General features: G+C 60.5%; 31 protein-coding genes. 9 read left to right on the top strand and 22 right to left on the bottom strand.

The window, feature by feature from the left end:
• Positions 1-43: 43 nt before the first annotated feature.
• From ACLRGI_RS04945 to ACLRGI_RS04860, 18 genes are all read right to left on the bottom strand, one after another.
• Positions 44-580, bottom strand: coding sequence for an HNH endonuclease family protein (locus ACLRGI_RS04945; protein WP_419200546.1), 537 nt, complete (start codon positions 578-580; stop codon positions 44-46).
• Entirely contained in the window at positions 577-3,102 is a 2,526-nt protein-coding gene (locus ACLRGI_RS04940; RefSeq protein WP_419200545.1) for a DNA methyltransferase, read from the bottom strand. The genes ACLRGI_RS04945 and ACLRGI_RS04940 overlap by 4 nt, the downstream gene beginning before the upstream one ends.
• Before the next feature lie 228 nt (positions 3,103-3,330).
• Positions 3,331-3,507: a hypothetical protein gene (locus ACLRGI_RS04935; protein WP_419200544.1), complete on the bottom strand. Its 177-nt coding sequence runs from the start codon at positions 3,505-3,507 to the stop codon at positions 3,331-3,333.
• Complete coding sequence (locus tag ACLRGI_RS04930) at positions 3,507-4,727, bottom strand: AAA family ATPase (RefSeq protein WP_419200543.1); 1,221 nt, start codon at positions 4,725-4,727, stop codon at positions 3,507-3,509. Before ACLRGI_RS04930 ends, ACLRGI_RS04935 begins: the two co-directional genes overlap by 1 nt.
• Positions 4,724-5,320, bottom strand: a complete 597-nt coding sequence (locus ACLRGI_RS04925; RefSeq protein WP_419200542.1) for a hypothetical protein — start codon at positions 5,318-5,320, stop codon at positions 4,724-4,726. The genes ACLRGI_RS04930 and ACLRGI_RS04925 overlap by 4 nt, the downstream gene beginning before the upstream one ends.
• Positions 5,320-6,150 (bottom strand): PD-(D/E)XK nuclease-like domain-containing protein, encoded by an 831-nt coding sequence (locus ACLRGI_RS04920; protein ID WP_419200541.1) that lies wholly within the window; start codon positions 6,148-6,150, stop codon positions 5,320-5,322. Before ACLRGI_RS04920 ends, ACLRGI_RS04925 begins: the two co-directional genes overlap by 1 nt.
• Positions 6,151-6,332: 182 nt before the next feature.
• The gene (locus ACLRGI_RS04915) at positions 6,333-6,695 is read right to left on the bottom strand and encodes a hypothetical protein (protein ID WP_419200540.1); all 363 of its coding nucleotides are present in this window, start codon (positions 6,693-6,695) and stop codon (positions 6,333-6,335) included.
• Complete coding sequence (locus tag ACLRGI_RS04910; protein ID WP_419200539.1) at positions 6,692-7,090, bottom strand: hypothetical protein; 399 nt, start codon at positions 7,088-7,090, stop codon at positions 6,692-6,694. Before ACLRGI_RS04910 ends, ACLRGI_RS04915 begins: the two co-directional genes overlap by 4 nt.
• Complete coding sequence (locus ACLRGI_RS04905) at positions 7,087-7,368, bottom strand: hypothetical protein (RefSeq protein WP_419200538.1); 282 nt, start codon at positions 7,366-7,368, stop codon at positions 7,087-7,089. Before ACLRGI_RS04905 ends, ACLRGI_RS04910 begins: the two co-directional genes overlap by 4 nt.
• Complete coding sequence (locus tag ACLRGI_RS04900; RefSeq protein ID WP_419200537.1) at positions 7,365-7,805, bottom strand: hypothetical protein; 441 nt, start codon at positions 7,803-7,805, stop codon at positions 7,365-7,367. Before ACLRGI_RS04900 ends, ACLRGI_RS04905 begins: the two co-directional genes overlap by 4 nt.
• On the bottom strand, positions 7,798-8,535 hold the full coding sequence (locus tag ACLRGI_RS04895) for a hypothetical protein (protein ID WP_419200536.1): 738 nt from the start codon (positions 8,533-8,535) through the stop codon (positions 7,798-7,800). The genes ACLRGI_RS04900 and ACLRGI_RS04895 overlap by 8 nt, the downstream gene beginning before the upstream one ends.
• Before the next feature lie 312 nt (positions 8,536-8,847).
• Positions 8,848-9,036: a hypothetical protein gene (locus ACLRGI_RS04890; protein ID WP_419200535.1), complete on the bottom strand. Its 189-nt coding sequence runs from the start codon at positions 9,034-9,036 to the stop codon at positions 8,848-8,850.
• Complete coding sequence (locus ACLRGI_RS04885; protein WP_419200534.1) at positions 9,033-9,290, bottom strand: type 2 periplasmic-binding domain-containing protein; 258 nt, start codon at positions 9,288-9,290, stop codon at positions 9,033-9,035. The genes ACLRGI_RS04890 and ACLRGI_RS04885 overlap by 4 nt, the downstream gene beginning before the upstream one ends.
• Before the next feature lie 5 nt (positions 9,291-9,295).
• Entirely contained in the window at positions 9,296-9,763 is a 468-nt protein-coding gene (locus ACLRGI_RS04880) for a DUF4326 domain-containing protein (protein ID WP_419200533.1), read from the bottom strand.
• Positions 9,764-9,859: 96 nt separating this feature from the next.
• On the bottom strand, positions 9,860-10,477 hold the full coding sequence (locus ACLRGI_RS04875; protein ID WP_419200532.1) for a GIY-YIG nuclease family protein: 618 nt from the start codon (positions 10,475-10,477) through the stop codon (positions 9,860-9,862).
• Positions 10,474-10,719, bottom strand: coding sequence for a hypothetical protein (locus ACLRGI_RS04870; RefSeq protein WP_419200531.1), 246 nt, complete (start codon positions 10,717-10,719; stop codon positions 10,474-10,476). The genes ACLRGI_RS04875 and ACLRGI_RS04870 overlap by 4 nt, the downstream gene beginning before the upstream one ends.
• A 116-nt stretch (positions 10,720-10,835) precedes the next feature.
• Positions 10,836-11,015 (bottom strand): helix-turn-helix domain-containing protein, encoded by a 180-nt coding sequence (locus ACLRGI_RS04865; RefSeq protein ID WP_419200530.1) that lies wholly within the window; start codon positions 11,013-11,015, stop codon positions 10,836-10,838.
• Positions 11,015-11,266 carry a helix-turn-helix domain-containing protein gene (locus ACLRGI_RS04860; protein WP_419200529.1) on the bottom strand — a complete coding sequence of 84 codons (252 nt, stop codon included), beginning with the start codon at positions 11,264-11,266 and terminating at the stop codon, positions 11,015-11,017. Before ACLRGI_RS04860 ends, ACLRGI_RS04865 begins: the two co-directional genes overlap by 1 nt.
• Before the next feature lie 140 nt (positions 11,267-11,406).
• Between ACLRGI_RS04860 and ACLRGI_RS04855 the strand changes: the two genes are divergently transcribed.
• Together ACLRGI_RS04855 and ACLRGI_RS04850 are read left to right on the top strand one after the other, a co-directional pair.
• Complete coding sequence (locus tag ACLRGI_RS04855) at positions 11,407-11,667, top strand: helix-turn-helix domain-containing protein (protein WP_419200528.1); 261 nt, start codon at positions 11,407-11,409, stop codon at positions 11,665-11,667.
• Positions 11,668-12,078: 411 nt separating this feature from the next.
• The gene (locus ACLRGI_RS04850) at positions 12,079-12,417 is read left to right on the top strand and encodes a hypothetical protein (RefSeq protein WP_419200527.1); all 339 of its coding nucleotides are present in this window, start codon (positions 12,079-12,081) and stop codon (positions 12,415-12,417) included.
• Between the two features lie 52 nt (positions 12,418-12,469).
• Here ACLRGI_RS04850 and ACLRGI_RS04845 read toward each other — a convergent pair whose 3' ends face one another.
• The 3 genes from ACLRGI_RS04845 to ACLRGI_RS04835 are packed head-to-tail and all read right to left on the bottom strand — an operon-like array spanning position 12,470 to position 14,359.
• A complete protein-coding gene (locus ACLRGI_RS04845) occupies positions 12,470-13,771 on the bottom strand; it encodes a tyrosine-type recombinase/integrase (protein WP_419200526.1) in 1,302 nt (433 codons plus the stop codon).
• Positions 13,764-14,174 carry a DUF6221 family protein gene (locus ACLRGI_RS04840; RefSeq protein WP_419200525.1) on the bottom strand — a complete coding sequence of 137 codons (411 nt, stop codon included), beginning with the start codon at positions 14,172-14,174 and terminating at the stop codon, positions 13,764-13,766. Before ACLRGI_RS04840 ends, ACLRGI_RS04845 begins: the two co-directional genes overlap by 8 nt.
• Positions 14,171-14,359 carry a globin family protein gene (locus ACLRGI_RS04835; RefSeq protein ID WP_419200524.1) on the bottom strand — a complete coding sequence of 63 codons (189 nt, stop codon included), beginning with the start codon at positions 14,357-14,359 and terminating at the stop codon, positions 14,171-14,173. The genes ACLRGI_RS04840 and ACLRGI_RS04835 overlap by 4 nt, the downstream gene beginning before the upstream one ends.
• 232 nt (positions 14,360-14,591) lie before the next feature.
• Between ACLRGI_RS04835 and ACLRGI_RS04830 the strand changes: the two genes are divergently transcribed.
• Positions 14,592-15,248: an NAD(P)-dependent oxidoreductase gene (locus ACLRGI_RS04830; protein ID WP_419200523.1), complete on the top strand. Its 657-nt coding sequence runs from the start codon at positions 14,592-14,594 to the stop codon at positions 15,246-15,248.
• Between the two features lie 100 nt (positions 15,249-15,348).
• The gene (locus tag ACLRGI_RS04825; protein ID WP_419200522.1) at positions 15,349-16,920 is read left to right on the top strand and encodes a Na+/H+ antiporter; all 1,572 of its coding nucleotides are present in this window, start codon (positions 15,349-15,351) and stop codon (positions 16,918-16,920) included.
• Here the strand turns inward: ACLRGI_RS04825 and ACLRGI_RS04820 are convergent.
• A complete protein-coding gene (locus ACLRGI_RS04820; protein WP_419200521.1) occupies positions 16,917-18,173 on the bottom strand; it encodes an ROK family protein in 1,257 nt (418 codons plus the stop codon). The two genes, ACLRGI_RS04825 and ACLRGI_RS04820, sit on opposite strands and share 4 nt — an antisense overlap.
• Before the next feature lie 251 nt (positions 18,174-18,424).
• Here ACLRGI_RS04820 and ACLRGI_RS04815 point away from each other — a divergent pair, with 251 nt between their 5' ends.
• The 5 genes from ACLRGI_RS04815 to ACLRGI_RS04795 all read left to right on the top strand — a co-directional run bounded on the left by ACLRGI_RS04815 (position 18,425) and on the right by ACLRGI_RS04795 (position 24,376).
• A complete protein-coding gene (locus tag ACLRGI_RS04815; RefSeq protein ID WP_419200520.1) occupies positions 18,425-19,702 on the top strand; it encodes an ABC transporter substrate-binding protein in 1,278 nt (425 codons plus the stop codon).
• Between the two features lie 24 nt (positions 19,703-19,726).
• Entirely contained in the window at positions 19,727-20,683 is a 957-nt protein-coding gene (locus tag ACLRGI_RS04810) for a carbohydrate ABC transporter permease (RefSeq protein WP_419200519.1), read from the top strand.
• Positions 20,683-21,543 carry a carbohydrate ABC transporter permease gene (locus ACLRGI_RS04805; protein WP_419200518.1) on the top strand — a complete coding sequence of 287 codons (861 nt, stop codon included), beginning with the start codon at positions 20,683-20,685 and terminating at the stop codon, positions 21,541-21,543. Before ACLRGI_RS04810 ends, ACLRGI_RS04805 begins: the two co-directional genes overlap by 1 nt.
• Before the next feature lie 77 nt (positions 21,544-21,620).
• Entirely contained in the window at positions 21,621-23,375 is a 1,755-nt protein-coding gene (locus ACLRGI_RS04800; protein WP_419200517.1) for a glycoside hydrolase family 13 protein, read from the top strand.
• 41 nt (positions 23,376-23,416) lie between these two features.
• A complete protein-coding gene (locus tag ACLRGI_RS04795; protein ID WP_419200516.1) occupies positions 23,417-24,376 on the top strand; it encodes an aldo/keto reductase in 960 nt (319 codons plus the stop codon).
• Positions 24,377-24,406 lie beyond the last annotated feature (30 nt).

Below are 24,406 nucleotides of genomic sequence, written 5' to 3'. Positions count from 1 at the left end.
TCGGGGGCCACGGTTTGGAGCCCCGGTACACGTAGCCGCCCATCTAGACGGTCATGCGGTCGAATGCCTTGCGCTCGGCAGGAGTCATCCGACGGCAGATCTTGCAGGTGCGGTGTTTTCGGTCCGGGCCCTGCCATGCAGTGCTTGCTTCCGTCCACGGATGACCACGGCGGCAGGTCGGATAGTCGTAGTTCCCGGCGGCCATGCGATCGTCCATGTTGTCCTGATGATCGCCAGGTTCAACGTGTGCAGGGTTTACGCAGGGCGGATTGTTGCAGCGGTGGCGGACGAGCAAGTCCGTAGGTCCGTTGTGGAGCTCGTACGAGAACCGGTGCGCCCGGATCTGAGCGGGGCCGACCCGAAGCTGCCCGTATCCGTCATCGTCTCGGCGGCCCGTCCACTCCCAGCATTCCTCGGCGCCGGCCTTGGGTGTCTTGGCCCAGAATCGTTCCTCGGGTGTTCCGTGCGGGTTTGGCCGGGCTACCTCTGCGCTACCGGTGCGCCACTGCTGTTGGTAGTGACGCTTGCACAGCCCCTTGCAGTGAACATCGCCGTCACAGTCCTTGAAGTCGCACGTCATGACGCGGATTCAAGCTCAGCGAGGTCGAACAGCGTCGGCATGTCTCGGTTACGTTCCTCGGCCTCCAAGTACTTGACCGAGTCGGCCCAGTACCCGGGGTTCAGTTCGGAGCCGCGGCCCTGTCGCCCGAGCTTGAGAGCGCGAAGGGCAACGGTTCCGAGTCCCATGAACGGATCGAAGACCACGTCGCCGGGATTCGAATAGCGCTGAATCAGGCGATCGACGATGTCAAATTGCAACGGGCACAAGTGGAGCTGTACGTTACGACGCTTCTGCTCACCGTTGAGGGTGAACATCCGGTTGACGTCGTGCCATACGTCCGGCGCCCAGGATCCCGGCATGAGGGACATGAACGTTGCCGGAAGCGCGCCCTTGCCTTGCAGCGCTTCGCCTACCTTGATGTGCGACTCGTAGTCGTAGACCTCGCGGAGCGTCTGCTCGGTGAAGAGCCGTGACCGCTGCTCGACGGGCAGTGCCGCGAGCTCGTCCGGGGTGAGGTGCCGCTCTCCACTGGATCGCCAGTTGGCGTGAGCGTCGACCTGCCAGCGTGCCAGCGAGTAGTCTTCCTTCTCCTTGGTCACGCGCTCGTCCGCGTAGCCCTTGGACCGGTCAGTCTGGGGCTTGTGGAAGAGCAGGATGTACTCTGGTGAGCCGACGCCCATCTTCGTTCCGTCTTTTCGCATCTCCGTGTATCCGAGGCGGTACGTTTGGTTGTTTTCGCGGACGACGTCGGTAACGACGGTGATCATGCCGATGTAGTCGAAGCCGTGCTTGACTCCGTGGAACAGTGCCTCTGCGTGGAAGGGGCTCACGGTTGGGATGCCAGCGCCGGTGACGTTGCCGAAGTTGATGCGGTCCTTGACGTGGCAGGCGTAGATGCGGCCAGGCTTCAGCACCCTGAGCAGCTGCGGGGTGAGGAAGTCCATCTGGGCCCAGAAGTGATCGTTGTCGTCGGTGTGCCCGAAGTCGTTGTAGCTGGGCGTGTATTCGTAGTGGTTGCTGAAGGGGATCGATGTGACGACGAGGTCAACACTGTCCGCTTCCATGTGGTTCGTAGCTTCGTCCACGCAGTCATTGTTGGCGACGAGCCACCCTTCACCGGATGCTTCCATGCGGTCAACGCCCATAGATCTAGTGAGGGCTTCGGTGATGGAATTTCGGGACAACCCGTATTCCTTGATGATGTCGGTCATGGTGTTGGTTAGCTCCTTGTGCTGCGCCCATTTGTCTTTGAGCGCTTGGACGACTTCCGTCTCCGACTCGGCATGCACCATGTGGATGGTGCACGGGTGTTTCTGCCCGAATCGTTGGATGCGGTGCCACGCTTGGAAGGTGTCATTGAATTTGAAGGTGACGCCGGCGAATACCGCGGTGTGCGCTTGCTGAAAGTTCAGGCCTTGGCCAAGCTGGATAGGCTTGCCGATAAGCGCCCATGTTTCGCGGTCCCGCCAGGCGTCGATGCGGCGCTCAGCTTCGTCAGTGTCCAAGGATCCGTGGACTGAGCTGTACGTGATGCCCTCAGTGGCCAGTACCCGTTCGATGGCCGCTTGTTCGTCGTTCAGGTCGCACCAGAGGATGATCTGCGAACCGTCCGCGTCTCGGTGCTCGCGGACGATGTCCATGAGCTTCTCGATACGGGCAGTGAGGCTGTCGCGCTTTTCCTTGGCAGCGCCCTGCAGGTCCTTCACCCCGCCGCGGAATAGTCGGGCTTGCCCGTCTCGGTCGACGGCGGCCGTGGAGTGGTCCACGTCTACGGAGTGCCATTCAACGGTCAGCGGTGGGAGGTTGTATCCCTCGTCGCTGTAGCCGAGGTCGGATGGCTTTTGCAGGAAGATCGACCAGCTGTTGAGCCACATGAAGAACTCTTCCCGTTTGTGCGGGTAGAGGGTCAGGTTGTTTGCCTGTGTGGAGTCGCGTTGGAAGAACCGGGTGAGTGCCTGGCCGGTGTCCATGACGCCGAGGAATCCGGCGTAGTGGATGAGTTCCTTGTACTTGTTGGGCGACGGTGTTGCGGTGGCCACGAACCGGTACTTGACCTTGTCGAAGAGCGGCAGGAACGTTTGATAGGTCTTGGAACCGAAAGAGCGGAGCACGCCCGCTTCATCGAGTGAGACGGCGGTGAATAGATTCGGATCAAGTTTGCCGTCGCGGACGGTATCGTAGTTGGTGATGTAGAGCCCGCCGCCGTGGAAGGTCATGTCCTTGGCGCTGCGAATGAACTTGATGTCGACGTCGAGCTCCCGGCCGTCCCGGATGAATTCACCGCGGACGCCGAGCGGGGCGATGATCAGTCCGGATCCGCCAGCCTCGGCGAGGGTAAGGCGGAGTGTTTCGATCTGCATCATGGACTTCCCGAGCCCGAATGACGCGAAGATGGCCCGACGTCCGCCTTCTACTGCCCACTGAACGATGTCCCGCTGGTGTTCTTTGAGGATGGGGTTAACGGCCGTCGCTGGGATCGGATGGCCATAGGTTTTCTCAAAGTCGGCTTTGGCGCGTAGAAACTCTTGGTAGTCGCTCATTGCTTTCTCCTTTGGTGCGGGTACGAAAAAGGCCCCTTTCGTGGGGCCTAGGATTTGGGGCGCGTTGAGCGCATTACGTTGTTCACTGCTTTGTTTCCGGTGGGGTCCCGGTACAGCTGCCTCGAGTAGTCAGTGGAGTCTTGCCTGCGCCTGGCATCTACGTGGTGGTCGCAGGATCCTCGAGTGAGGCAGATGCCGAGCGAGCTCTTGCAGAGGAAGCAGCAGGGGTCATCCAGCAGCTTCGCCATCGGCGGCCGCCTTCGCTTCGTAGTAGTGCTGAATCCCGGAGAGGATTGCGTGGCAGCACCAGAGGTAGTGGAAGGTGTAGTCTTCCCAGTTCTGTTCCCATACGTCGGGGTATTCGAAGCCTTCAACCCGGAAGTCGGTGACGATGATGTCTGCCATTACTCTTTGACCTCTCCGTCCTCGATGATGATCCCGCGGCCGTCGCCGTCTCCGACGACCTCGATCCACACTTGGAAGTCGTGTTCGCGGGCGATGGATTCAACGAGCGCGAGGTTGTCCTTGTCGAGCAGCGAGCCGTCGGCGATTCGGATGACCCGCAGCTTCGGGTTGAGTGCGATGGCCATGGCGAGCGATACGCGCAACTGCTCGGCGCTGGATGCCTGCTTGAACGGGACGCCTTGGTAGGTCACGCCGGACTCATCGAATCCGAGGTCATCGATGGGGAACTTGGCCTTGGCGAGCCCGTCAGCTTTCTTTTGGTCGAGAGCTTGGATTTTGTCGCTGAGGCTGTTGTATTCGGCGCGTAGTTCGGCTTGCTTGGCCACTTTGCTCAACGCTGCGTTGTTGGCGCGGATCGCAGCGTTGTTGTCTTCGACTGACGCAAGTTGAGCTTCAAGCGGGGCTGTGTCATGGGCTGGTGGGAGATCTTCTTGGCCGTCAAGTCGCGTCTTGAGCGTCGATTCCCAGTGTGCGAGTTCAGCGGTGAGCTCCTTGATCTGCTCTCGGATGGCACTGACCTTGTCCTCGGCAAGTCGGATCCCGCTGGCCCACTCGGCGCGGGCACGGGCGTTGGCTTCAAGCTGGCGGATCTTCGCAATGATTTCCGACGCACTGGTTTCTTCGGTCGGCAGCGAATCGTCCACCGTGACGTCGCCAATGGCCTTGCCCTGCCTTCCGACATCGGCGCGGGCGTCGAATAGTTTCTTCCGTTCGGCGGCCAGCTTCTCAGGACTGAACGGCAGTTCCACAAGGTCAAGCAGTGTGGCGAGCTGTTCCTTGTCCGAAAGCTGCGTGAAGGCCAGTGGGTCGAGGGAGAGTTTGCCCAGAAGGTCATCAAGCTTGGCCTGGCCTTTGGGGTAGACGGCGCCGTCGGGGGACTTGACCGTCAGCGTTGAGCCCCCGGCGGCGAAGCGGCGGACAACGATGAGGTCCTCAGTTTCGAGGATGATTTCTGCCCGTTCTTCGCCATCCCGGATCGGCTTCGGCGTGGTCTTGGCATTCACTCCACCGAGGGCCGCGGTGATGGAGTCCAGGATGGAGGACTTGCCCTGCCCGTTGTTGCCGCCGATGACGACGAGGTTGCCGTTCTGGTCTGGTTGGATTCGGACGGCTTTGAGGCGCTTGTAGTTGGTGGTTTGAAGGCTGATGATTCGACTCATTCTGCTGACTCCTGGTGGTTGTCTTCTCGGACAGCGGCAAGGACTTTCTGTGCGTCTTCGGCGCTGATCTTGTTCGGGTGATCCCATGTGGCGCCTATGACCTGCCCGGCCGTGGCGAGCATGGCCTTGCCGTCGCCTTCGTATCCGGCGGCGGTTAGTGCGTTGGTGATTGCCTGCCATTGCGCCCGCCACGGTTCGGTCTGCGGCTCGGCTAGGACGGTCACGGTGTGTTGCTTTACCTTCTTTTGGCTGATCCGGACGGGGATGGTGAAGTCCGCGGCGATGTGCGACATGGCGATGACCTCGACGCCGCCGACCTTCTCTCCGGCGTAGATCACTTCCGGGTTGTTGACGAGCTTCACGGATCGTCCAAGCCATACGTCTGACTCGGTGCCCCAGCCGTGCGCGATGATCCGGAGCATCCCTTTCGACGGCTTCCACGGGCGGCCGTCCATGCCTACGAGGTCGATGACAATCGGCTTGGTCGCATCACCTTTCCGAACGTTGGCGATTGTTGCGACGATGGGCGCCCCGGTCAGATCGGAGGCGTTGAGGCAGTCCGACTTGGCAACTAGAGCCTTCGAAATGTCCATTATTTGACCACGATCTCCGTTTCGATGTTGAGGCCGAGGATGTCTTCGGCTTGGTAGATCGCCCAGATCGGCAGCCCGATCGGCTCCGCTGACGGGTAGCCGGGGTATTCACCCGTGTCGAGGCAGCGACGGTAGATGTCCTTGGCTCGGGCGTTCATCATTCGGCCGAGTTCCATTGCGTAGTCGTCGTACTCCACGATGGAGACGAGGTACGGAGCGGACTTCTCTACGTTGATGAACCAGAACGGGAGCCTCTCACCTGTCATTGCCAGGACACCGTCTTGGTAGTGCGCGGCTGACTGGTAGTAGCCGAGTTTGAACCCTGACTTGGGGAACTCGCGAGGGTCCGCGTTCACGGTTGTTTTCAGGTCGACAATCCGATCGCGCAACCACGCGTCCGGCCGGCACTTCAGCATGAGCCCGTCATCTTCCCAGAAGACGGACTCTTCGGCGCGGTGGCCGGTGAAGGCGGTCTTCGCTACGGGGTGTTCCATGACGCTGTCCCGCATTGCGCGGACCAGGTCCCATTCGGCTTGTTTCAGCGGGATCTTTCCAGCGTTCACGGCTGCGTCGGCCGGGACTGTCCACTTGGCGCCTCGTTTGTCTGGCACGTCGATGACTTCTACACCGGATTCGTCGCCTTCGAGGATGAGGCTGTGGGTCACGGTGCCGAGGTCGTAGATGTCTTTGTGGACGGGGTTGGCTTTCTCGTACTGCCAGTGCGCGGGAGTCCGGCTGGCGAGGGTCTTCAACGACGTCGAGCCGAGCGCTGGATCGGCGTGGTATTCCTCGCTGGTTAGGTTGGCGTAGATGCCGGGGGAGTACGTCATTCTTCTCCTTGGTTTGGGCATGAAAAAGGCCCCTGTGCGGGGCCGTGGATTTTGCAGTCTTGGTTGGTGGGTCTGGGTGTTCGCGGGTCGTATCGGGATGGTGGGCATGCACATCCCGGGTACGTATTGGTTTGTCGTTGCCAGAAGTCCGCGCCCATCCCCGGGAGCAGGTCAGGCATCGCTCACTGTTCCTCCTTGACGGCGGCAGCCAGCACAGCACGGGCCTGTTTGCGGTAGGCATCAGTCACGCGGGACATCTTGGAGAACCGATGCCAATCCGCTTCCGGGTTGTTGGCCATGAACAAGGCTTCCGCTGCCCGCTCAATGGTGGCATCGTCCAGGCTTACCCGGTGTACCCCGTTCACGGCGTCATGTGCGTCAGCGGCGGCGAGTGCGGATGATGCGTATTCGCGGTCAAGCTTGACCCTGTTCTGGTTAGCTCGGTCCTTGGATTTTACGAGCTCATCCCAGGGTGGCATCGCCCATCTGAGCGGGTAGCTTGCATTGAGCGCCTTCGCTGCGGCTTCGATGCGTTCCTGGGTCATAGTGGCAGCTCCATCTGGTTTGGGTCCGGTTCAGGCTTGCACTCTGGGTCGTCATCCACTGTGACGCTGAACCTAACCCCGGCACGGCCTTTGTCAGGGTCGTCCCACCATTGGTAGATCGGCCGGTTTTCATCGAATGCGGCGAGACGTTTGGTGCGCCACACCTTGTCGCCGGTATCGGACACGTCTAGGTGCCAGCCGCTGCTGTAGTACTCGGCGGACATTTCATCTGCGGCCTGCAATGCGACTGTTCGGGCGAACTCAACGTCATGGGTGCCGAACACCACGATGTCAGTTATCTCGTCCTCATCGCCCCACGTCTCGGCGGTGATCTTCCGTGGCTGGTACTTGGTGCCGTTTGGCCTGGCGATGGTGGGCAGCTTGATCCCGCTCATGCCTGCCCCTCATGAAGAACCGTCATCGGGTACTCCATTTCCCAGTCGTCCCAACTGGACCCGTCATAGTCCATCCACGTGCCGTCATGCTGTCGGATTGCAGGCTTCCCGCCGGACAGCACAACAGACAGGGGCGGCAGGGAGTCCGGGCCATAGTCCTCGTAAGCTGACTCGATGGTGCGCGGCTTCACCCAACCAGCGGCAAGGATACGTTCCACGGCTTTCGTGGTGGTCCGGCCCAGCATCAACTGGAACAGCTCGTCATGTGAGGCGTTCATTGTGTTCCTTCTTGGTTTGTGGTGTCAGACCCCAAAGCGGCGGCAAAAGTTTCGGTGGTCTTGCAGGGCCAGAGCGCTTCCCGGTATCCCCATTCCTCGCCGGATTCCGATAGCTGTTCGGATTCGACACGGGCGCATTCGGCGCAGACCTCAAAGAACTGAGGCCCGGCTTCCATGGCCACGGCACCTAGGTCTTCCTCGCCTGCCGCTTCCAGTGCTTGCTCGCGGGTGAGGAACGTGTAACCGGCTCCCTCGTATGGTTCCCAGCGCTTCTCCGGCTTGTGCAGCGCACCCACGGCTTCGATGGCGGCGAGTAGGCGGGTCATTGCGTCAAGTGGGCGGGTGTCGTACGTGTCAGGTTCGGCCAGCATGACAATCACACGCTGCTCTTGGACCAGATCGTGGATGGGTGCCAGGAGTGCCCGCAAATCAGTCATCAGAGGACACCTGCTCGAACACGTACGCGGGGATGGGCTTCTCAACGATGGGCATGAACACGTACCAGCGTTCTTCTTCCTCAACGCCGTCTTCCCAGTCGTACTTTGACGGGAATCCGTGGTCATCGCCGTTGTGTTCGATCATGGTTTCGCCGTGCTTGCCGCCACCTTCCCAGTAGGAGAAGCCGAACAGCTTGCCGTCCGACTTGCGACGCAGGACGCGCATGAGGGTGGAGCCTTGGTAGAGGTCGCCGTCAGTGTGCCACCAGTCGTCGGAACCGTTCTTCACGTACTCGTAACCGGCTGCCTCGAACGTGACTTTATGCGCTCTGGCTTCGTCGGTGTAGGCGTCATCGATGCTGGCCCAGCAGACCGAGTTGCCGAGTTCGTCGCGGAATGCGATCTTGTCAGGCTGGTCTACGATCCACGGTTGTTCGCTCATTTGGTGGGTTCCTTGGTTGTGAGTAGTTGGGTGAGTTGTTCCGGGCGTGATGGCGCCGGTGAGGATTGTTGCAAGTTCAACTTGCAAGGGGTTGCGGGCTTTGGCGGCAAGGTGCGGCGGGAGAGGCGGTGACGGGGTGGCGTCGATGGACTCGATCACGGCCTCACAAGACTCCACGATGTGTTCGACAGCGGCCGCAGCTCGGAACTGGCAGGCCTGGCAATCGTGGTCCACCGGGTTGTGATGGCACAGGGCCAAGAGAGCTTGCACTTCCGGATCGCCGCTCATGACGCCTCCCTTTTCTCTGGTTTCTGGTCGCCGCTGATGGGGTATTCGCAGCCGGTCGCGGTACGGGCCAGTTGGTCGTACCACCAGCACGGAAGGTTCAAGTCAGCGGCCGCCCAACCACCAACCGGCATACCCTCAGCCGGACGCTGACGGATGTGAGGGGCGCGGCGAGGATTGCGGATCATGGCTTAGCCTCCGCCGCTGGATTACACGGGCAAGAACATGTGTCCCACCACCCGGGAACATCCTGAGCGGCCACGGTGCCGTCACAGTCGATATGCTGGCCCGACTGGCACGTCTCGCAACGGATCATCACCGTTCCCCTTTCCGCCAAGAGTCGCAGTCATCCGCGTCTCTGGTGTCCCGCTCTTCCTCGATTGCGTCCCAGTCCACCGGCACCACAGGTTCCAAGCGGGCGTCATGCTGGCGTGCCCGGGCGATGGTCAGCGGTGCCGCGAAGATCGTGGCCGCGAAGAGTAGGAAATAGATTCCGGTGATCATGATGTTTTCTTCCTCCATACGCGGGTGGCGCCATGCCTGCGGGCCTTGGCTTGAGAGGGTTGGTAAGTAACTGCTTCTATGTGGCCGGCCTTCTTGGCCGCGATGATTGCCCGGCCGGGCCAGCTAGGTTCGTCAGGTTCCCGCATCTCCCGGCGGAGATCGTCAGCGCTGAACGTTTCCTGCGAATTAGCGAGGCCGACGATCGTGGCCACCGCATCCTCGTGCCATTCGTCCTTGTCTTGCTCAAACGCCATCGCCCTCATGCCAGCGGCTCAATGTGCGAGAGCTGGATGACATCACTGCCACCAACATGCCGAAGAACTCGGATGCAGACCGTGCCGCCGAACAGGACAGGACCATCCGCTGCAACGATGCCTGTTTCGGGCTCGTTCTCAGCGTGCCTAACACCGCGCCAGAATCGGACTAACTTGCCCATCCGCCAATGCTCGTCATCGTTCGCCAACTCAAGCAGCACATCAGCGTGGCAAGGCTGATCGAGCGGGCACCAGCAGGCGAGGTTCTTCCCCTTCAGTTCGGTTCGGGCAGCTTGCCAGAGTTTCGGCGCTTCGTGCTTGCGGAACAACTCGACCACTGTCGCTGCTGATGCGCCAAAGCGGCTGCGGTAGAAGACAGCAGATCCGTCATCGAACTGGAACCCTTGAGCCCCAACCTTGAACGGGTTAGACCACTTGCTCGGACGCCCGACATAGACCGTGTTGTCCGGCATCCTCCAGCCCTTAGTCCGCCGTCGCTGTATTCGGCTGGGCGATTCCTTTATGCTGTTCACAGAAGTTCTCCTTAATATGGGTTTTTCTGAAGGCGGTCACCGGGCATGGTGGCCGCCTTCACCTGTTAAGAGGCGGTTGATGTAGTTCGTGAGTGCTCGGGATTCGGTGAACCATTCGCCGGTGTGCCTGAGCTTTTGAAACTTCTTGTGCAGCTCACGCTCTCGGTCGAGGCCGCCTGGCTCGGTTGCAATGAGCTCGGCCGTTTCAACGTCGAGCATCCGCGGGAAATGAGAACCGCCACCCCTCCGGATCTGGTGGAGACGAGTGGCAGGGTCCCGGGAGATGCCGATCTTGATGTATTGCTGGCAGCGGATGAAGTAGACCGTTTGGGCCTTCCGCTGGCGTTCAGATTCGGTTAGCGCCATCTTGAGTTGCTGGTCGGATGAACTGTCCCGGGCGGCTGATAGGTCTTCGTACGCTTGGTCCAGCCGTTGCTTGAGGTTCTCAACACGCACCTTGTTTAGAGTCTCTAGGGACTCTTCGAACACTCGCTCGATGACTCTGAAGTGACGGTTGCATAGGTAGATCCACTCACCAACGTTCTTGGTCGGCGGAAGTGAGCAGCGCTTCCTGACGCTGCCCAGGTGGTTGGATGTCCACGCGGCGCACTCATTGGCGTATGTGCGTGAGTAGCCGTAGTCGCTGAGGTTCACGCTGCCACCGCCCGTCTGGCTGCGTTTTCGGCGTTGATGTTCTTGATGGCTATCAGGGGAGTTGGGTCGTTGTAGGTGAGCGTGCTGTAAAACTCGAGCATTTCTTCGTCAGTTGGCTCGTTGGTGAAGGCATCAAATCTGCGCTTAGCGAGCTTGGCGGTCTTCTTGATCATTGAGCGGTCGGCGTTGGTTACTGCGTTGCGTATCCGGTTTTCCCAGAACGCGAGGGTGAAAGAAGGCATAGCAATTAGCCCTATCTCCGAGGGACGAACCCAAGGGTGAGGTCAAAGATGGTGGTGCTGGGGTGGTGTTGCCCAGACGATGGGGCGAAGGTGCCGAGAGTCGGCGAGGGGTGTTTCTAGGATGCTTCGGAGGGAAGTGTTTCGAGCCACGCATCTAGCTCTGTAGCTCTTATTACGGGTTTGCTGCCGATGTACTTGACGGCGATCTCTCCGCGTTCAACGATCCGCTGAAGGGTTCGTACTGAGACGCCTACAGAGTTTGCGGCTTCCTGATAGGTGTATGCGCGCTTCTCCATCACGCAACCTCTGTCAGAGAGGGTGGGAGAAGGACTTTGGCCGGAACGTTTAGTGCGCCGGCGATACTGCCGATTTCTCGGATGGTTAGGCTGCGGCCTCCGGTGAGGCTGCGGCGTAGGGTGGGGTAGCTGATGCCTGTTGCGTCTGACAGTGCTCGGGCGCTTGTGCCCTTCACGATCAGAGCATTTGCGATACGGCTACCAATTTCAGTGTCTGCGGTGGGGGTTCCATCGCCCTGTTTGGTACTCATAAAAGAACTATATGTATTCAAACGAGTACTCGCAAGTCTCAACCAAGTACTCGGCGTGTCGGAAACCTGAGTACTCATTCTGCATATGCAAGTAGTCATTCGCTTGCTTCAAGTACTCATATGCACTTAAACTTGCACACATGACAACAACGTACGGGGAAAAACTCGAAGCCGCTCTTTCCACCCAGATCAAGGTGGAGCTAGTTGAGCGAGAGATGACCCAAAAGGATCTCGCCGAGGCGATCGGCGTTGGCCGCCCCGCGATGAACCACTACCTAAAGGGTCATAAGAGCATGCCCATGCCAACCTTCATGAAGGTGGCCGAAGCCCTGGGCCTCACGCCAGTAACCTTAATGGCTCGCGCTGAGGCTCGGATCCGGCCAGAATCACAGTCGGCATAATTCCACGTATCGCAGCGAGGTCCCCGAACTCTCGGACTGTCATCCGCTGCACCGCACGGCAGAGCGTTCCCGTCCCGCCTTGGGATAGGGGGCGCTCTTCTCTTTTAAGCGCAACCACGACGTTGTGGTTGTTGGCTGCGATAGTGGCCGGTGCAGTCAGACGCTCAGAGTCCATGTTCTCCCCAGATTCGAATATGTTTTCGAGTGAAATCAAAGCTTACGACGTCGGGCTGACATCGAAGCAAATCCCGCATCTGCCTAACGGGTTTAAGTCGAGATGGTTTAAAGAGTAGCGTTATGCACGCCAAGGTTTAAATTTGGGATTCATAGGCGCATAATGCATGCTTAACGAGGATCACGCACTCCATGAGTGCATCATGAGTGCCTAGACGTCGATTTGAGGTCATCAGCATGCCTTTTGGAGTTTCTGACAGCGGAACGGATAGCATCGTGGACGTGCCAGCATCTAAACAACCGGAATCTGGGCCGCTAGCCCGTGCCTTCGCGGCGGAGCTACGTGCCGCCCTGGCACGACAGCGGATTAGCGCGAAACAGTTTGCGCTGAAGGTTGGCCTGACGCCTGCGTACTTCAATAAGAGGTTGCGAGATGACGCTCCCTTTACGTTGAACGACGTGGAGAAGATCATCGCAACGATGGGCGCCGACTGGGACAGTGTCGCGCAAACAGCCATCGAGACACTGCGGGCAGCAAGTCAACCTGACGGCGAGAGTGAAAGCATGGAACGCTAGACCAACAAAGAAGGGCGCCCCTACCGGATTCGGTAGGGGCGCCTTCTGCGTTCTATTGAGTCAGTTCTGGCGTGAGTAGTTTGGAGATGGATTCCATGCCTTCACGCATGCGTTGGCGGTGTACTTGTGAGCGGGTGCGGTAGTCGCGGGACATGGCTCTGGATGAGTGGCCGAGGATCATTGGTATGAGGTCTTCGGGGACGCCGGCGTAGTAGAGCAGGTCGGCCATGGTGTGCCGGGATCCGTGCAGGTTGACATCCTCGGGAAGGCCAGCGCTCAGAAGGACAGCCTTCCAACGCTTCGAGGCGCGGTCTGGATCGTATGGCCTGTCATCTCCGAACTCACTGAAGACCAAGCCTTCCGTGCGTCCGTCGACTGCCAGGCCGAGGAAGGATCGCAGGGGCTCGACGTTCGGGATGATTCGCCAGCCTGCGCTTGACTTGGGCCGCGTTAGGTAGAGGGTGCCCTTGAGGTGCCTGTACTCGAAGTCGTCAGGCGCGGACTTGATGTCCTTGATGCGTTGGAGCTGCCATGAGAAGTCGATCTCCTCGCCGATGCGATCACATTCGAGTCCGAGAACTTCGCCGCGTCGGCCGCCGGTGAGTAGGTAGGCCGCCCAGAGCGGCCCGTCTGGAAGTGAGGCGAGATGCGCCAGGAGTTGGATGGCTTCGTCTAGCTCCAATGCCTTCTGTTCGGTCTTGCGGGCCTTGGGCCGGTCAACAAGTTCGCATACGTTCCGACGCAGCTTCTTTTCTTTGACTGCTTGCTCTAGCGCGGACGAGAGCACGTTGTGGGCGAGCAGGGTGTAGGTGCTGGAAAGCGTGGGCAGTTCGTCCGGCCACTCTTCTTCGGGCTTGCCTCGCAAGGACTCTGGCCACTTCTTCGGATCGATGTCCTTGACTACCTCAGCCCAGCGCCCACGCGGGACACCCCTGAGGTAAAGGCGGTCTAGCTTGTTCTTTGGCATGGACCGCATCGTGGCGTGAAGCTTGCGGACATGGTCGGCACTCAGCTTCTCCATCTTGGTCTTGCCGATGGTGGGGATGATGTAGTTGTTGATGACGCCCCGGTAACCTTCCATGGTCTTAGGCCGGACGTCCTTGGGTGCGATATCGTCACGCCATACAGCGAGCCAGTCTCCCAGGGTGGTCGCTCCGTTGATGAGGTCGCCGTGTTCGGCAAGTTCGGCCTTTAGTCGGCGCATCTCGGCCACGAGCTTCCCGCGATCCTTCCGGCGGACTACTTTCCGGACTTGCTTCCCTTCCTCGTTCCAGCCGAGGGTGAGCGCGCCAGCCCACATGCCATCCTTCTGGCGGTAGATGCTGCCGTCTCCATTGGCCTTCTTCTCAGCCATTCTTTGCCCACTCCTGCTGGTAGTCCGGGTGGTCGGAGTAGATGACGGCGAGGTGGCGCACGGTTGAGCAGGGCCAAGCCTCATAGTCCAGTGCGCAGCCTTTGCCAGCGGCGTCGTCGGCGCCCATGCACTCGTACTCGTGCCGCTTGATGATCGCCCGTTTCGCCGCGCACTCAGCAAGGACACGGGCCGGGTCGTGGGTTGCTATGTGTTCAGCTTGGTCCGCGTCGTGGCCGCCTTCATCGTAGATGGCGATAGCGTCCCCCTCGACTCTGCATTCATCGTCGTCCGGCGCCCAACCCTCTCGCCCGCGGCGCCACTTACCGTTAGAGCCCCGGGCGGCTTCCGACGCCAGCGTCTCATCCTCGGCAATCCTAGCTTCAAGGAACTCGATGATGGTCATGCTGTCCACGCTGCCAGCATCGCCTTGTGCGTCCGAGTGACAGCCCGCTTGGCGTCGACCAGGTGCGCTATGTAGTCGATGACTGGGATGTTCTTTTCTGGGTTGTTGATCAGTTCGTCTCGTGCTGCGACAGCTTGTTCGTAGGCCTGCTGCCTGGCTTCGTATTCGTCCACTTGGTTCCCCATTCATTTGGTGTAGCTACGCCTGTAGCTACGACAGTACATGACATGGCGCAGCGTGTCAGCCTTAGTCCTTGAAAGTCCCCGTAATCTAGCGGTTTTTGCTATCTCAAGTGTACCTTGCCGCACGACTCATAATCGTGAGGTCGGGAGATCGAGCCTCCCCACCGCTACAGAGCAAGACCCCGCAGCTTTCGCCTGCGGGGTCTTTTTTCGTTTCGTGGGACAGAATGGGTCCATGAGCCGAATCGCAATCATTGGCGGCCACGGGAAAGTGGCCCTGCATCTGTCCCGCATCCTCAGTGGCGAAGGTCACTACGTCACTTCTTTCATCCGCAATCCCGAACATGTGGCAGATGTCACGGAGACCGGTGCCACGGCGGAGGTGCTGGATGTGGAAAATTCGACGACGGCGGAACTCGCCCAAGCTTTCCAGGGCCATGACGCGGTGGTCTGGTCTGCCGGTGCCGGCGGAGGGAATCCGGCCAGGACCTATGCCGTGGATCGTGACGCAGCTATCCGCTCGATGGACGCCGCAGCCGAGGCCGGCGTCAAGCGTTACGTGATGGTCTCCTACATAGGGGCTGCCAGAAATCACGGCGTCCCGGAAGACCACCCGTTCTTTGCCTATGCGGAGGCCAAGGCGGCGGCGGATGACTACTTGCGTGGCACCGATCTCGCCTGGACCGTCCTGGGCCCGGGAACTTTGACCAATGAGCCTCCCACCGGTTTGATCGAAACGGATCCAGCCAATCCCGGCAACGGCACTGAGACTTCCAGGGCCAACGTCGCCTTGGTGACAGCGGCCGTCCTGGAACTGCCGGGGACCATCCGGCGGACCATCACGTTCAAGGATGGATCCGACGACGTCGTGGATGCCCTGACGGAGGACTGACGCCGTACTGCCGGCATGCCTGCGCGCCGGGATATGTTGGTAGGGAACTTTTTCGGCTTGGCCTGGGGAAGTGCCGGACCGCCTCAGGGGAAGCAGGAAAATGGATCAGTTGGCGCTCATTGTCGGATTGTTGCTTGCAACGGTGGTGGCAGTGGGCCTGGGGGACAAGCTCCGGCTTCCCTACCCGGTCCTGATGCTGCTCCTGGCTGTTGCGCTGACCTTCATTCCGGGCTTTCCCGAGTTTGAGATTTCGCCTGAACTGATCCTGCCGATCTTCCTTCCGCCCTTGCTCTTCGCTACGGCGCAGAAGAGTTCCTGGGCGGTTTTCCGCGTGCGTTGGCGGACGCTGCTGCTGATGGCCGTGGCCCTGGTGGTGGTGTCCACCGCAGTGGTGGCCGGTGCTGCCTGGCTCATGATCCCTGGCATCGGCATCCCCGCCGCGATTGCGCTGGGAGCCATGGTGGCACCGCCGGACCCCGTTGCAGTGGAGTCCGTAGCTGGACGCGTCCATATGCCCCGCCGGCTTATCACGGTCCTTCAGAGCGAGGGTCTCTTCAACGACGCTGCTGCCATCGTCATTTTCCAAGCTGCGGTGGCTGCAACAATGTCCGGCAAGGAAGTGGGCCCGGAAGTCATTCCGCAGTTCGTCATCGGGGCGGCCCTGGCTGTTCTGATCGGCATCGCCATGGGCTGGTTGACCAAGGCCATCACCAAGTTGGTGACCTCCATGGTTGCCCGCAGCGCTGTGACATTGGTGGTTCCTTTCGCCGCCTACATCCTCGCCGAAGAGCTGCACGCCTCAGGTGTGGTGGCCGTCGTCGTCACCGCCTTGGAGCTGCAGCGCCACACGCGGCCGCAGGACGCCGCTGAACGCATCACGCGGACGGCCTTCTGGGACGTAGTGGAGCTGCTCGCCACCGGATTGGCCTTTGGATTGGTGGGGCTGGAGATCCGTCAGGTGATCCGGGATGAAGGCACGGCGATTTTCGGAATGATCGGCATGGCCGTGGTGATCTGCATCCTGGTCTTTGTTGTGCGCTTCCTGTGGCTGGGGCTTCTCGCCCTCACCGCGCGTAAACGCAGGAACCTGTTGCAACCGACGTCGCCCAAGGAAGTGCTGATCCTGACATGGTGCGGCATGCGCGGACTGGCCACGCTGGCTCTCGCCCTGGCCCTCCCCATGACCTTGCCCGATGGCAGCGACTTCCCGGCGCGTCACGAGATCCTGGTGATCGCCTGCGCGGTGCTCCTGGCAACTTTGGTCCTCCCCGGCCTGACCCTTCCGTGGCTCATGCGCGTACTGGACGCCACCGAGGACGGATCGCACGAACAGGACGCGGCCAAGGTCCTTGCCAAGCGGGCGCAATCGGCTGCCGTGGCTGCGTTGAAAGACCACGACCTCATGAAGGAGCTCCCCGCGGAGAAGGTGGCCCTGGTCAAGGAAAAGATGCGCCGGCTCCATGCGGAGCTGTTGGACGGCACGCTGCAGAACGAATCCGTTGCCGAGAAGCGCAAGCGTGGACGGGAACTGTCCATCGCCGTACAGACCATCGCCCTCGATGCCGCCCGCCAGGAAGTGGTGGCAGCGCGCAACGAGCCAGGAACCGATCCGGAGGTGGCCGACAGGGTGCTCCGGCAGCTGGACCTGCGGACTATGTCGATGCCGGATTAGGCAGATACCGGCCCAGGTTCGACGCCGGACTGGCCGGCTGTCACGTGCTTTGGAAGAGAAGCCGGATAGAGATCCAGCGCATGCTCTTCCACGTAGTCCAGGGCGTGTCGGATGGCGCCGAGGGACACGATGCCGTCTCCCAGGGTTGAGGTTCTCAGCCGTGGGGGAGTGAAGGTGAAGTTCGGCAGCTGCTTTTCCATGGCGGGAATGAGGGCATGGGCAGAAGCCGCCACAGCTCCGGCAATAACCACCAGCTCGGGGTTGACCAGGGTACTGACGGACCCCACAACGCGGGCCATGCGCTGCGCCATCCGATCGAGGACTTTGCGGGCTGCTTGATCGCCGTCCGCTGCCGCCCTGAAAACCATCTCTGCTGTGAGGGCTTCAGGCTTGGCGTGGCATAGTTTCCGCAGGGCCGTTTCCGCGCCGGAGTCAAGGACCTCCCGTCCCCACAACGCCGCGTAGTGGGCAATGCCATAGGTGTCGCCCACACCATCCACGTTGTCCAGGTATCCCAGCTCGCCAAAGCCACCCACCTGCCCGTGGAGCAAGCGGCCGGATTCGAGGATGCCTGATCCCAGGCGGTCACCTGCAAGCATGACTACAAGGTTGTCCACTCCCTGCGCGCTGCCCTGCCACCGTTCTGCGAGGGCTGCGAGGTTGGCGTCGTTTTCCAGGAGCACGTGCCACCCATGGCGCTCGGACACGATCCGGCGTACATCGAACGATTTCCAGAATTCCTGTGCCGTGAGGACCTCGCCCTCCCGACTGACCGGCGCGGCCACGCCAACGGAGACAGCAAGGACGGAGTCTGCGGATACGCCCGCCTTGTCCAGGGCTTCTGCCGCGATCCTGTCCAGAACGTCTGCGCGTTCATCGGCGGGGACGTTGTAGGCGCGGAAAGGCATCGTCACCTGGGACAAGGACGTTCCGGCCATGTCAGCCACAATTGCCGTGATCTTGTTTGCACCAATGTCGATGCCGATCACGCTGGCCGCGCTGTCGTCAAAAGCGAAACGGCGTGCCGGCCTGCCCTTGACGTAGTCCCCGGCTCCTCGCTGGTTCTCCAGTTCCCTGAGCCAGCCGAGCCGGACGAGTTCGTCACAGATCGAGATGACGGTGGCGCGGGAGAGCCCTGTCGTAGCCATCAGCTCAGTACCTGTAACCACGCCGGCGCCCCGCATCGCCTTGAGCATTGCGCTGGCATTGACCCTGCGTACCAGTTGTGTTGATGGTGCAGTCCCGGTTTGCATTCGGAGCTCCCACTTTCCAGCCGTCCGTCGGAGTGATAGGACGATCTCTCTAAATTTAGTGCATAAATTTAAATGTCGACGCATTTGGCCCAACGCTTGACGCTGTGGCGGGCATCACTCACCATGGTTAGCGATAGGACATAAATTTACCTCCTATCTAAACTTCGGGCGGCGACGTGCAAGTTCCGCCGCGCGATGCACCTGCGGCCGCTGAGGTCCGCAAGAACGAAAGGGCTACGGTGTCCGTGAAAATGACACGCAGGAAACGCTTCGCAGCGATGGGGTTGGGGCTGGCCCTGCTGGCCGGCCTTCTCTCCGGCTGCACGGGGGATTCGGGTCAGGGGCGGGGTTCAGCCAAAGAGACCATCCGTTTCACGTTCAGTAAACGGGAAGCCATCGGCTTCATGACCAAGCTGGTTGCCGATTACAACGCTTCGCAGGATGAGGCTGAGGTGGTACTGGACACTTCCGGCGTCGACGTCGTGTCCGCGAGTTTCGTTCGCGGCAATCCGCCGGACATTGCACTTGCCAACTACAACATGGAGACTTCCCGTTTCGTCCAGCGTGGAGCGTTGAGCGACCTGTCCGGCACCGAAGCTGCTTCCCGCATCCGTGAGGACCTCCAGCCCCTGATGGAACAGTATGGCTCGTATCCCGGACGGACCAGCGCCCTGCCGTACTCGGTCATGGCATCCTCCGTGATCTACAACAAGGACATTTTCGCTGCCAACAATATTGCTGTGCCAACCACGTGGAGCGAACTGATCGCGGCGTGCGAAGCGCTGAAAGCTGCAGGAGTAACGCCGTTTTATGCCACATGGAAGGATGACTGGACCATCGCCCAAGGGTGGTTCGATTATTCGGTAGGCGGGCAGGTTGACACCCTTGACTTCTTCAAGAAGCTTGACGTCGAAGGCGTGGACGTCGGGCCGGAGTCCTCGGTGTCATTTCAAAAGGACTTCGACCAGCCCGTCCAAAAGATGTTGACGTTGGCGAAGAGCTACGTGAACAAGGACGCTGCGAGCCGGGCATACGGCGACGGCAACCTGGCGTTCTCGCAGGGCAAGGCTGCCATGTACTTGCAGGGGCCGTGGGCCTTCAGTGAGATCGCCAAGACTGCCCCCGACCTCAACCTCGGAACCTTTCCGCTGCCGATGACTGAGGACCCCAAGGACTTGCGCGTCCGGGTCAATGTGGACCTCGCGGCCTGGATTCCGGAGGCGTCCAAGCATAAGGACGCTGCGCGTGATTTCCTCGAGTACCTGTACCGGCCTGAGGTGATCGATGCCTACAACAAATCCCAGCTGGGCTTCACACCCACCAAGGAGACCGCGAATGTCCCCGATCCCCGGATTGAGGGGATGGTGCAGTACTACAACGGCGCCAAGGTCTACCAGGGTCCGTCGGTGCTCGTTCCCCGCACCATCCCCATCATGAACTACACGCAGGCAATGGTGTTCGGCGCACCCCCTGCATCCACCCTCCGCACCCTCGACGCAGATTGGGCGCGCCTGGCCTTCCGCCAGTAGCGCACATTAAAGGGAGTCAGATTGATGTCCACCACCACCACACCGACCACGTCCAAGCACGGCCTCCAAAGGCGGGGCCGTCAGCAGCAGGGCCCTCGAGTGCAGGGTCCCCAAAAACGGGGCAACCGACGCGTTGAGCCGATCTTCTACCTTTTCCTGGTCCCCAGCCTCATCCTGTTCACCCTGGCCATCACGGTACCGGGCATTATCGGCATCTTCTTTAGTTTCACGGACTCCATCGGAATCGGTGACTGGAAATTCATCGGCCTGACCAACTACATTGCGATCTTCAGTGATCCGGCGATCCTGCAGAGCTACCTCTTCACCTTTGGATTCTCGATCGTCACAGTGATCGCGGTTAACGTCATCGCCTTCCTCCTTGCCGTCGGACTCACCGCCCGCATACGGATGAAGACGGCGCTGCGGACCATCTTCGTCATCCCCATGGTGGTTTCCGGCATCATCATCGCCTATGTCTTCAACTTCCTGTTTTCGAACTCCCTGCCGTCGCTCGGTGCTGCGACAGGTATTCCCTGGCTCGAAAGCAGCCTGCTCGCCAACCCGGACCTGGCGTGGATCGCGATCGTGCTGGTCACAGCCTGGCAGGCCGTTCCCGGGGCGCTGCTCATCTATATCGCCGGCCTCGTGGCCGTACCGGGAGATGTTTATGAGGCCGCTGAAATCGACGGTGCGAGCAAATTCCAGCAGCTGGTGAAGATCACGCTCCCGCTGGTGGCCGGCTACGTGGTCATCAACATCATTCTCGGGTTCAAGGGCTTCCTTAACGCTTACGACATCATCGTCGGCCTGACGAACGGAGGTCCGGGAACATCTACCCGGAGTATCGCGATGACTGTCATTGCGGGCTTCAATGGCGGTGACTACGCCTACCAAATGGCCAACGCGACGATCTTCTTCGTGGTCGCCATCCTGATTTCTCTGGTACAGCTCTCGCTGACTCGCGGACGGAACGCACTGTAATGACCAACAAACTGATGACCAACAAATCCAGCACCAAAGTTGAACGCGTCAACTGGCCGGCAACCACTGTTCTGGTCCTGTGCGCGGTGACGGTGCTGCTTCCCCTGTACGTTACGGTCTCCATGGCATTCAAATCCCAGGGGCAGGCGGTGGATGGCAACGCCTTCTCCTTCCCTGCCCCGTTCAGCCTCGACGGCTTCGTCCAGGCCTGGACCCTCACGAACTTTCCCGTGGGTGCCGCCATGTCTTTGCTGGTGACAGCCGGAACGGTCCTTGCCACGATTGTGCTGGCGGCTTTCGCCTCCTACGCGATCGTGCGCAACTGGGAACGGCGGCTCTTCAGGTACTCGTTCTTCTACTTGCTGGGTGCAATGTTCATTCCCTTCCCCGTGGTTGCGTTGCCGCAGATCCAGCTCACGGGCCGGCTCGGCCTGGACAATCCGTTCGGGGTTATCCTGCTTGCCACCATGTTCCAACTGAGCTTCAGCGTCCTGCTGTTCACCGCCTTCCTCCGCTCCATCCCGATGGAACTGGAAGAGAGCGCCAGGATAGACGGCGCAACTACCTGGCAGACCTTTTGGAAGCTGATTTTCCCGCTGCTTGCTCCGATGAGTGCCACCGTAGGAATCTTCGCGTTCCTCTATGCGTGGAATGACTTCATGATGCCGTCGTTGATTATTTCCGATCCGGCAATGCAGACGCTTCCCGTGAGGCAGAACCTTTTCCAGACGCAATTCAGCAACAACTACCACGTGTCCTTCGCGTCCTACCTGATGGCGATGGCGCCGGCTATTGTCGCCTACCTGTTCACGCAGCGGTGGGTCATGGCCGGAGTGACTCAGGGTGCCGTAAAGGGCTAGTGGTTGTTGACCTTCCCGGACCAGGCGTTTCATACTGGTCCAGAAGATAAATTTAGATTCTAAATCAAAGGAGTTTCGTGAGCACTTCCGCCACTCAGGCACACCGTACCGACGCCGACCGCATGTCTGATCCGAACTGGTGGCGCCAGGCGGCCGTCTACCAGATCTACCCGCGCAGCTTCTACGATGCCAACGGTGACGGCCTCGGAGACATCAAGGGCATCACGGCCAAAGTCCCGTATCTGCAAGAACTGGGAATCGACGCCGTATGGTTGAGTCCGTTCTACCCATCGGCGCTCGCAGACGGCGGCTACGACGTGGACGACTACCGCAATGTGGACCCGAAGCTGGGAACCCTTGAGGACTTCGACGAGATGGCCGCAGCCCTTCACGCCGCAGGCATCAAGATCGTGGTGGACATCGTTCCCAACCACTCCTCCGACCGCCACGAATGGTTCAAGGAAGCGTTGGCCTCACCCAAGGGCTCCGCGGCACGCGAACGCTACATCTTCCGGGACGGCCGAGGCGAAAACGGTGAGCTGCCGCCGTCGGACTGGGACTCCGTCTTCGGCGGACCCATCTGGGACCGGATCACCGAACCTGACGGCACGCCGGGGCAGTGGTACATGCACATCTTCGCCAAAGAGCAGCCGGACTTCAATTGGGAGAATCCGGAGGTCCGCGAAGACTTCCTGAAGACCCTGCGCTTCTGGTCGGATCGGGGCGTGGACGGTTTCCGCATCGACGTGGCGCACGGCATGGCCAAGGATCTTTCCGAGCCGCTGCCCATGAAGGCTGACTTGGAAGCCAAAGCCCATGGCACGGACGGCTTCACCGATGGTTCCCACCCCTTCTGGGACCGCGATGAAGTCCATGAGGTATATGCGGAGTGGCGCAAACTGTTCAACGAGTACACCCCGCCGCGCACCGCCGTCGCCGAGGCCTGGGTCCACGAGTCCCGCCGTTCCCGCTACGCCAGCCCCGAGGGACTGGGTCAGGCCTTCAACTTCGACCTTCTTCAGTCGGACTACGACGCAGCCTCGTTCCGGAAGATCATCACTGACAATCTGGTGGCGGCAAAGGAATCGGGAGCCTCCTCCACATGGGTTTTCTCCAACCACGACGTCGTCCGCCACGCCACCCGCTACGGCCTGCCCAAGGGTGGTTCCGTAGCGCAGGGGACCAATGCGGCGCAGGACATCACGGGCGGCAAGCCCAAGGGCCAGGACGGCAAGGGCTGGCTGCTGGCAGGCGCTCCGGCTGAAGAGCTCGACGTCGAACTCGGCTTGCGTCGTGCACGCGCCGCGACGCTCTTGCTGCTCGCGCTTCCCGGTTCGGCCTACCTCTACCAGGGCGAAGAGCTCGGTCTGCGTGAAGTTGCGGAAATTCCTGATTCCGAACGGCAGGACCCATCTTTCTACCGCAATCCCGGCGTCGAGATTGGCCGCGACGGCTGCCGCGTACCGCTGCCGTGGACCGCGGAGGGCCCTTCCTTCGGTTTCGGCGCAGGCAAGGCACACCTTCCGCAGCCCGAGTGGTTCAAGGATTATGCAGTATCCAAGCAAGAAGGCGTGGCAGGTTCCACCCTGGAGCTCTACAAGAAGGCACTGCAACTCCGCAGCGAACTCCAAACGGACGAGGAACTCGAGTGGGTGGAAACCGGCAACCAGGACGTGCTGCACTTCAGCCGCCCCGGTGGCTGGCACACCGTGACCAACTTCGGCACCAAGCCTGTGGAGCTTCCGGAAGGGAACGTTGTGGTGACCAGCGCACCGCTGGAGGATGGCAAGCTGCCTTCAGACACCACTGCCTGGATTCTCAGCAACGCGTAAGCGCTGAGGACACTCCTGGCGGTGGGGCAGAATACTGAGTTATGACTAGTGCGAACGGGCGTGGACGCCTCATTTACGGCTGTATGGGACTCGGCGGTCCTTGGAGCGGTACGTCCTATGGGGCTCCGGAAATCGATCAGGCCGCTGCTGTGATCGAAGCCGCCCAAGGGATTGGCGTCGGGCTTTTCGACCACGCGGATATTTATCGCAGCGGAAAGTCCGAGGCCGTGTTCGGTGAAGTCCTCGCCCGTTCGCAGGGTCTGCGCGGGAAGATCCAACTGCAGACCAAATGCGGGATCAGGCTGGGGGAGCGCGGACTCCAAACGCATTACGACCTCAGCCGTGAAGCCATTCTTGAACGCGTCAACCAGAGCCTGAAACGGCTTCAAACGGACTACGTGGACATACTGCTCCTGCACCGTCCCGATCCGTTGATGGACCCGCGCGAGGTGGCGGGCGCCGTCGGGCAGTTGATGGCGGAGGGCAAGGTGCGGCAACTGGGTGTGTCGAACATGTCCGGCGCGCAGATCGCGTTTCTGCAGGATGAGCTGGAGACGCCCATTGTGGCGAACCAGCTGGAAATGAGCTTGCTGCGCAGGGACTGGCTGGAGAGCACCGTGCTGCTCAACCACTCCGAGGGGCTGGAGTACAGCTTTCCGCACGGGACACTTGAGCACTGCATGGCCAAAGGGATTGAACTGCAGGCGTACGGCTCCTTGGCCCAGGGGCGCTTTACAGGTGCGGCGTCTGCGGAGTTTTCCCCCGCCGAGACGGCTACCTCGGAAATGCTTGGAAAACTGGCGGGGGAGAAGAACACCACGCCGGAATCAGTACTGCTGGGCTGGCTGATGAAGCACCCGGCCGGCATCTCTCCGGTGGTTGGGACCACCAACCCAGGGCGCATCAAGGCCTGCGCAGATGCCGCAGCGATCGCTAAGAGAATGACTCGTGCCCAGTGGTACGGGCTCTGGGTGGCAGCGAGGGGAAACAACATCCCCTGATCCCGTTTTTTAACCCAACTGAGTCGCATT

Source organism: Paenarthrobacter sp. PPS72, from assembly GCF_048537125.1.
GTDB classification, from domain to species: domain Bacteria; phylum Actinomycetota; class Actinomycetes; order Actinomycetales; family Micrococcaceae; genus Arthrobacter; species Arthrobacter nitroguajacolicus_E.
The sequence above is the reverse complement of the archived record's forward strand: the minus strand, read 5'-3'. Positions and strand labels throughout refer to the sequence as shown.